Raw genomic sequence first — 8,356 nt, 5'->3', positions numbered from 1 at the left:
CACCGATTGCCCGTGTGATCCTGCGGCCGTGGCGCATCAGCCGCGGCGGAGGAGCTCCAGCGCGGACCGCGCGCCGCCGCGGAGCTCCCCGCCCGCTCGACGAGCTCGAACGACCCGGCTCAGACCGCGGCGCGGTCCCCGGCCGGTCGACGGCGCAGGCGTGCGTCGAGCAGGGCCGGCGGCTTGTACTCCTGGTCGAGGCGGGTGACGTCGGTGCCCGGCGGGACGATCTCGTCGACGAGCCCGAGGCGCAGGGCCTCCTCGGCGCCGACCGGGGCGCCCGACCACAGGAGGTCCTTGGCGCGGGAGGGTCCGACGAGCCGGGCGAGGCGCTGGGTGCCGCCCGCGCCCGGCAGCACGCCGAGCCCGACCTCGGGCAGTCCGAGGCGGGCGTCCTGCGCGCACACCCGCACGTCGCAGGCCAGCGCCAGCTCGAGGCCGCCGCCGAGGGCGGCTCCCTCGACCGCGGCGACGACGGGCACCCGGACGGCCGCGACGGCGTCCGTGAAGGCCTGGAGCGCGGGCGCCCTGGCGGCCATCTCCTCCCCCGTCATGGCGGCCATCTCGTGGACGTCGGCGCCCGCCCCGAAGACCGCGCCGCCGGTGACCACGACGGCGCGGACGTCGTCGCACGCGTCGGCCTCGCGCGCCAGCGCCCCCACGAGGTCCTGCGCGGCGGCGTCGAGGGCGTTGACCGGCGGCCGCCGCAGCCGCAGGACGGCGACGCCGTCGTGACGGCGCTCGAGCAGCGCGGCGGGCGCCCCGTCCGGCCCAGCGCCGCCGTCCGCCCGCGAGCCCTCGTGCGCACCTTCCACGGCCACCTCCGCTGCGACGGGCCGCACCGGCCGCGCGGCGCCGGCACGACGCTAGACGGACGGCGCCGGACGGACGGCGGGGGGACGGGGCGCGGACCGGTGGCACAGTGGTCGGCCGTGCCTGCCGATGAGACCAGCGTGAGCAGCACCCCGCCGTCGACGTCGGACGCCCTCCCGCGCAGCCGTCCCGCCCCCCTGGGGCTCCACCTCGTCCCGGGCGGCGCGAGCGCCGCCGTCTACGCCCCGCACGCCGAGCTCGTCGAGGTCTGCCTGCTCGACGACGACGGCGCGGGCGGCTGGGCCGAGCGCCGCGTGCCGCTCACCGGGCGCACCCACGGCGTCTGGCACGGCCTCGTGCCGGGGGTGGACGCCGGGCAGCGCTACGGGCTGCGCGCGCACGGCCCCTGGGAGCCCGAGCGCGGCCACCGCTTCAACCGCGACAAGCTGCTCCTCGACCCCTACGCGCGCGGGCTGGCGGACGAGGTGCGGCTCGAGGCGGCGCACTTCGGCCACGAGGTCGACGAGGGCTGGCGCCCCGTCGACGGCCCGGCCCGCGCCGGCGGCGCGCGGCGGCGCAGCACGAGCGACTCCCTCGCGTGCGCGCCGCACGGGGTGCTCCTGCCGCAGCGGCGGGCCGACCCGGCGCAGCGCCCGGGCACCCCCTGGTCGGAGACGGTCGTCTACGAGGCCCACGTGCGCGGCCTCACCATGCGCCACCCCGACGTGCCGCCGGAGCTGCGCGGCACCTACGCCGCCCTGGGGCACCCCGCCGTCGTCGCGCACCTGCGCGACCTCGGCGTCACGGCGCTGGAGCTCCTGCCCGTGCAGGCCATCGCCGAGGAGCCGTGGCTCGCCCGGCGCGGGCGCCGCAACGCCTGGGGCTACAGCACCCTGTCCTACTTCGCCCCCGCTCCCCGGTACGCCAGCGCAGCGGCCCGCGCCGCCGGGCCGGCGGCGGTCGAGGCCGAGCTGGCCGGCGCCGTCGAGGCGCTCCACGCGGGAGGCCTCGAGGTCCTCCTCGACGTCGTCTACAACCACACGTGCGAGGGCGGCGTCGAGGGACCGACCCTGTCCTTCCGCGGCCTCGACGCCGGCGCGCACTACCGCCTCGACGCCGCCGGCCTGGACGTCGACGTCAGCGGGTGCGGAGGGACCCTGGACGCCTCCTCGGCCCGGGTCGTCGGCCTCGTCATGGACTCCCTGCGCCACTGGGTCCAGGCCTACGGCGTCGACGGGTTCCGCTTCGACCTCGCGCCCGCCCTGGCGCGGGGGCGCGACGTCGCGGCCTTCGACCCCGAGCACCCCTTCCTCGTCGCGGCCCGCCAGGACCCCGTGCTCGCCGACGTCAAGCTCGTGGCCGAGCCGTGGGACGTGGGCCCCGGCGGCTGGCGGACGGGGCAGTTCCCGCCGCCCTTCGCCGAGTGGAACGACCGCTACCGCGACGACGTCCGCAGCTTCTGGCTGGCCGACGCCGCCCGCGCCCGCGCCGGGGGCCGCCCCGACGCCGGCGTGCGCCACCTCGCGACCCGCCTGGCCGGCTCGGCCGACCTCTTCGCGCACGGGGCGAGCACCGACGCCTCCCGGCGCGGACCGCTGGCGTCGGTCAACCTCCTCGCCGCCCACGACGGCTTCACGCTCGCCGACGCCTGCGCGTACGAGTCCAAGCACAACGAGGGCAACGGGGAGGACAACCGGGACGGCCACGGGGACAACCGGTCCGACAACCACGGCGTCGAGGGCCCGACCTCCGACGAGGCCGTGCTCGGCGCGCGGCGCCGCTCGGTGCGCAACCTCCTCGGCACGCTGCTGCTGTCCACGGGCACGCCCATGCTCCTCGGCGGCGACGAGCTGCTGCGCACGCAGGACGGCAACAACAACGCCTACGTCGTCGACGACGAGAGCGTGTGGCTCGACTGGCCGGCCCTGCGCCGCGGCGGGGCGCCCGCGGACCTGCTGGCGACGACGCGCCACCTCCTGGCCCTGCGGCGCGAGCACCCCGCGCTGCGCCAGGACACCTTCCTGTCCGGGCGACCGGTCCACGCCGACGGCACGACCGACCTGGCGTGGTTCGCGCCGGACGGGCGCCCGATGACCGAGGACCGCTGGCACGAGGCGCAGCTGCGCACGCTGCAGATGTTCCTCCACGGGGACCCGGTGGCCCACCGCTCGCTGCTCGTCGTCCTGCACTCGGGCGCCGGCCCGGTGCCGGTGCGCCTGCCGGAGGAGCCCTGGGCGCGCCGCTGGGAGCTGCTGTGGGACAGCACCTGCGAGCGCCCTGAGGACGTCGTGCCGCACGTCGCCGAGCCCGGCGAGCAGGTGGAGCTCGGGCCCACGTCGCTGCGCGTCTACGCCGCCGAGCGCCCGTAGGCCCCGGACGGCGCCCCCGGACGACGCCCCCGGACGGCGAGGGGCCCCGCCCGACGAGGTCGGACGGGGCCCGGCGGCGCCCGGCGCCGCTGCCGCGGCGCGCGGGTCAGGCGTTGGCGACGAGCCCCAGCTCGGTCGGCGCCGCGAGGAGCTCGTGGCGCGGCAGGACGCGCACCGTGTAGCCGACCGGCCCGGTGCGGCGCAGCGGGACCTCCCCGGCGTAGGAGTGCCGGCCGTCCTCCAGCGCCTCGACGTGGCTGAGGCGCACGGTGCCGGTGGCCACGAGCTCGTCGGCGCTCGTCACCCGGCCGTGGACGACTTGCACCTCGACGTCCTCGGGCGCGAGCGACCCGAGGGAGACGTAGGCCCGGACGCCGAGGACGTCGCCGAGCAGCGGGTCGTCGGTGAGGCCGACGGACTCGGCGTGGTCGACGCGCACGCCGCCCCAGCCGCCCCGCACGTGCTCCACCCACGTGGCGAGGCGGCGCGCCCCGGCGTGGCCCTCGGCCGCCACGGCCCGGCCGCTCGCGGCGGCGGGCACGTAGAGGCGCTCGACGTACTCGGCGACCATCCGCGTGGCCAGCACCTTCGGCCCGAGCACCGACAGCGTGTGGCGGACCATCTCCAGCCACCGCGCGGGCGGCGCGCCGTCGGGGCCGGTGTCGTAGAAGCGCGGCGCCACCTGGTTCTCGACGAGGTCGTACAGCGCCGCCGCCTCGAGGTCGTCGCGCCGGTCCGGGTCCTCGACCCCGTCGGCCGTGGGGATGGCCCAGCCGTTCTCGCCGTCGAACCACTCGTCCCACCACCCGTCGAGGATGGAGAGGTTGAGCCCGCCGTTGAGGGCGGCCTTCATGCCCGACGTCCCGCAGGCCTCCAGCGGCCGCAGCGGGTTGTTGAGCCAGACGTCGCAGCCCGGGTACAGGGACTGCGCCATGCCGATGTCGTAGTCGGGCAGGAAGACGATGCGGTGGCGCACCGCCGGGTCGTCGGCGAAGCGGACGAGCTGCTGGATGAGGGCCTTGCCCGAGTCGTCGGCCGGGTGCGACTTGCCGGCGATGACGAGCTGGACGGGCCGGGTCGGGTGCAGCAGCAGGGCCTTGAGCCGCTCCGGGTCGCGCAGCATGAGGGTGAGCCGCTTGTACGTCGGCACCCGGCGGGCGAAGCCCATGGTGAGCACGCCGTCGTCCATGACCTCGTCCACCCAGCCCAGCTCGGCGGCCGAGGCGCCCCGCTCGAGCCAGGACGCCCGCAGCCGACGGCGCACCTCGGCGACGAGGGAGGCCCGCATGGCGCGCCGCGCCTCCCACAGGCGGTCGGCGGGGACGTCCGCCGCCGCGGCCCAGGCCTCCACGTGGCGGGTCGGGTAGGCGCCGGCGGTCTCCTGCAGGAGGTCGTCGAGGCGGCGGTCGACCCACGTCGGCGCGTGGACGCCGTTGGTCACCGACGTGATGGGCACCTCGTCGGCGTCCAGGCCGGGCCACAACCCGTCGAACATGCCGCGGCTCACGTCGCCGTGGAGCTGGGAGACGCCGTTCGCGCGCTGCGCGAGGCGCAGGCCCATGACGGCCATGTTGAAGATGCCGGGCTGGCCGCCGGGGTAGTCCTCCGCGCCGAGCGCGAGGAGGCGGTCGCCGTCGACGGCGGGCACCGCGGCCGTGACGAAGGCGCGCACCTGCTCGGCGTCGAAGCGGTCGATGCCCGCGGGCACGGGCGTGTGGGTCGTGAAGACCGTGGCCGCGCGGCCCGCCTGCAGGGCGGCCTCGAGCCCGAGCCCGGCGCCCAGCGCCTCGCCGATGCGCTCGACGCCGAGGAAGCCGGCGTGGCCCTCGTTGGTGTGGAACACCTCCGGCGCCGGGGCGCCCGTCAGGCGCGACCACAGGCGCAGGGCCCGGACGCCGCCGATGCCGAGCAGCATCTCCTGCAGGAGGCGCTTCTCGCCGCCGCCGCCGTAGAGGCGGTCGGTCGTCGCCCGCAGGTCGGGGTCGTTCTCCTCGACCTGCGAGTCGAGGAGCAGCAGGGGCACGCGGCCGACGTCGGCCCGCCACACGTGCGCGTGCAGCGTGCGGTCCCCGGGCAGGGCGAGGGAGACGCGGCAGGGGGCGCCGTCGGCCTCGCGCAGCTGGGAGAGCGGCAGCCCCGCGGGGTCGAGCACGGGGTAGGTCTCGGTCTGCCAGCCGTCGCGCGAGAGCGACTGGCGGAAGTAGCCCTGCTGGTAGAGCAGCCCGACGCCGACGATCGGGACGCCGAGGTCGGAGGCCGCCTTGAGGTGGTCGCCGGCGAGGATGCCGAGGCCGCCGGAGTACTGGGGCAGCACGGAGGTGACGCCGAACTCCGGGGAGAAGTAGGCGATCGCGGCGGGCCCGCCGCCCTCCCAGCCCGTCGTCGCGCCCTGGTACCAGCGCGGCTCGGTGAGGTAGGTGTCGAGGTCGGCCTCCGCGGCGCGGACGCGGGCGACGAGCGCCTCGTCGGCGGCGAGCTCGGCCAGGCGGTCGGGGCCCACCTCGGCCAGGAGCGCCACCGGGTCGTGGCCGACCTGCTCCCAGACCGCGGCGTCGACCTCGCGGAAGAGGTCCTGGGTCGGCGGGTGCCACGACCAGCGCAGGTTGTGCGCCAGCCGGCCGAGGGCCGCCAGCGGCGCGGGCAGGGCGGTGCGGACGGTGAACCGTCGGATCGCTCTCACGGGCGCGCAGGCTAGCCACCGCCGTCCGCCGGGTCTCCCCTCGCCCACCAGCCGGTCGACCCGTCCGCCCCGGCGCACCGACGGACCTCCCGCGCCCACGTGTGGGTCGGCGCCGGTCTCGGTAGGTTCGCGGCCGTGCCGACCTCGCGACGCCAGACCCCCGACCGCGCGGCCCCCCGTCCGCCCGCCGGCGCCGCACCGGGCGCCGCGGACGACGACCTCGCCGCACCGGCGCCCTCGACGGCCTCCGCCGCCGTCGACGCCCCCGCCGGCCCGTCGCCCGCCACGGCCTCGCCCTCGTGCGTCATGGGCCGCATCCCCGTCGTGGACCTCGCGCCCGTCGTCGACGGGGGCCGCTGGCCCGCGCGCGCCGTCGTGGGCGAGGCCGTCCCCGTCACGGCCACCGTCTTCCGGGAGGGCCACGACGCCGTCTCCGCCGAGGCCGTGCTCCTGCGCCCCGACGGCACCGAGGCCTCGCGCACGCGCATGACCTGCACCAACCCGGGCCTCGACGCCTGGCGCACCGACGTCGTCCCCGACGCGACGGGCGAGTGGTCCTTCCGCGTCGAGGCGTGGTCGGACCCGTACGCGACGTGGGAGCACGGCGCCCGGGTGAAGGTCGAGACCCCGGGCGTGAGCGACGCGGACGTCGAGCTGGCGCTCGCCGACGGCGCCCTCGTCCTCGAGCGCGCCGCCGCCGTCCCCGGGCGCAGCGCCGACGACGTGGAGCACCTCCTCGCCGGCGCGCGCGGCCTGCGCGACGAGGGACGCCCGCTGGCGGCGCGCTTCGCGGCCGGCGCCTCCGCCGAGGTGGAGGGCGCGCTGGCGCGCCTCCCCCTGCGCGACCTCGTCACCCCGACGCCGGACGCCCGCCTCGTGGTGCAGCGCCCCCTGGCCCTCGCCGGGTCCTGGTACGAGCTCTTCCCGCGCTCGGAGGGCGCGTACTACGACGAGGCCGCGGGGCGCTGGGTCTCCGGCACCCTGCGCACGGCCTCCGAGCGTCTGCCCGCGCTGGCCGACCAGGGCTACGACGTCGTCTACCTGACGCCCGTGCACCCCATCGGCCGCACCTTCCGCAAGGGGCGCAACAACACCCTGGACGCGACCGAGGAGGACCCGGGCTCGCCCTACGCCATCGGGTCGGAGGACGGCGGTCACGACGCGATCCACCCCGACCTCGGCACGTTCGAGGACTTCGACGCCTTCGTCGCCCGCGCCCGCGAGCTCGACCTCGAGGTCGCCCTCGACCTGGCGCTGCAGTGCTCGCCCGACCACCCGTGGGTCCGCGAGCACCCCGAGTGGTTCGTCCAGCGCGCCGACGGGTCCATCGCCTACGCGGAGAACCCGCCGAAGAAGTACCAGGACATCTACCCGCTCGACTTCGACCGCGACCCGGCCGGCATCTACGCCGAGGTGCTGCGCGTCGTCCTGCTGTGGGTCGAGCACGGGGTCACGCTCTTCCGCGTCGACAACCCCCACACCAAGCCGGTGGAGTTCTGGGAGTGGCTCATCGCGGAGGTGAACCGCGACCACCCGGACGTCATCTTCCTCGCCGAGGCCTTCACGCGGCCGGCGATGATGCACGGTCTCGCCAAGGCGGGCTTCCAGCAGAGCTACACCTACTTCACGTGGCGCAACACCAAGGCCGAGCTCACCGAGTACGGCACCGAGCTCACCGGCCCCTCGGCCGCGTACATGCGCCCGAGCTTCTGGCCGACGACGCACGACATCCTCACGCCCTTCATGAGCCAGAACGGACGCCCCGCGTTCGAGCTGCGCGCCGTCCTCGCCGCGACCATGTCGCCGACCTGGGGCGTCTACGCCGGCTACGAGCTCGTCGAGGACGTGCCGCGGCCGGGCGCCCAGGAGCAGATCGACAACGAGAAGTACCAGTACAAGCCGCGCGACTTCGACCGCGCGCTCGTCGAGGGCCGCAGCATCGCCCCGCTCCTGCAGCGCCTCAACGAGCTGCGCCGCGAGCACCCCGCGCTGCAGCGCCTGCGCGGCACGGTGTTCCACCCGACCGACGACGACCAGGTCATCGCCTACACCCGCCACCTGCCGGCGCACCTGTCGCCGACGGGCGAGGAGGACCTCGTCCTCGTCGTCGTCTGCCTCGACCCCCAGCAGTGGCACCAGACCTTCGTCCACCTCGACACGGACGCCCTCGGCCTCGCCGGGGACGAGCAGGTGCTGGCGGAGGACGGCCTCACCGGCGGCCGCTGGACCTGGGGCCGCGACGTCTACGTCGACCTGGGCCCCGGCCGGCCCGCCCACGTCGCCGCCCTGCGCCGCGGGGGCGCCGCATGACCCCGCCTCCCCCGCCCGGCGCCACCACGACCACCCCCGGAGGCCCGATGACCGGCCAGACCCCGACCGGCCACCCCGCGACCGGTCCCCTGCCCACCGTCGGCGGCCCCGCCACGGGCCCGCTGCCCGTCCAGGCCGGACCCGCGACCGGCCCCGTCGCCGTGGTGGGCGCGCCCGCCGGCGG

General features: G+C 77.1%; 4 protein-coding genes. 2 read left to right on the top strand and 2 right to left on the bottom strand.

What is annotated here, in order from left to right:
• Positions 1 to 119: 119 nt before the first annotated feature.
• Complete coding sequence (locus tag HLB09_RS09850) at positions 120 to 815, bottom strand: enoyl-CoA hydratase/isomerase family protein (RefSeq protein ID WP_322790113.1); 696 nt, start codon at positions 813 to 815, stop codon at positions 120 to 122.
• 138 nt (positions 816 to 953) lie between these two features.
• Here HLB09_RS09850 and glgX point away from each other — a divergent pair, with 138 nt between their 5' ends.
• Complete coding sequence (glgX, locus tag HLB09_RS09845) at positions 954 to 3,182, top strand: glycogen debranching protein GlgX (protein WP_322790112.1); 2,229 nt, start codon at positions 954 to 956, stop codon at positions 3,180 to 3,182.
• Positions 3,183 to 3,288: 106 nt separating this feature from the next.
• Here glgX and glgP read toward each other — a convergent pair whose 3' ends face one another.
• Positions 3,289 to 5,862 carry an alpha-glucan family phosphorylase gene (gene glgP, locus HLB09_RS09840; RefSeq protein ID WP_171203208.1) on the bottom strand — a complete coding sequence of 858 codons (2,574 nt, stop codon included), beginning with the start codon at positions 5,860 to 5,862 and terminating at the stop codon, positions 3,289 to 3,291.
• 306 nt (positions 5,863 to 6,168) lie between these two features.
• Here glgP and HLB09_RS09835 point away from each other — a divergent pair, with 306 nt between their 5' ends.
• On the top strand, positions 6,169 to 8,172 hold the full coding sequence (locus HLB09_RS09835) for an alpha-1,4-glucan--maltose-1-phosphate maltosyltransferase (RefSeq protein WP_171203210.1): 2,004 nt from the start codon (positions 6,169 to 6,171) through the stop codon (positions 8,170 to 8,172).
• Positions 8,173 to 8,356 lie beyond the last annotated feature (184 nt).

Origin of the sequence: Pseudokineococcus marinus (assembly GCF_013004605.1) — a bacterium.
Classification (GTDB): Bacteria; Actinomycetota; Actinomycetes; order Actinomycetales; family Quadrisphaeraceae; genus Pseudokineococcus; species Pseudokineococcus marinus.
The sequence above is the reverse complement of the archived record's forward strand: the minus strand, read 5'-3'. Positions and strand labels throughout refer to the sequence as shown.

Coding starts and splice junctions, on each gene's coding strand:
- HLB09_RS09835 (WP_171203210.1), top strand. CDS start 6,169: ATGGGCCGCATCCCCGTCGTGGACCTCGCGCCCGTCGTCGACGGGGGC.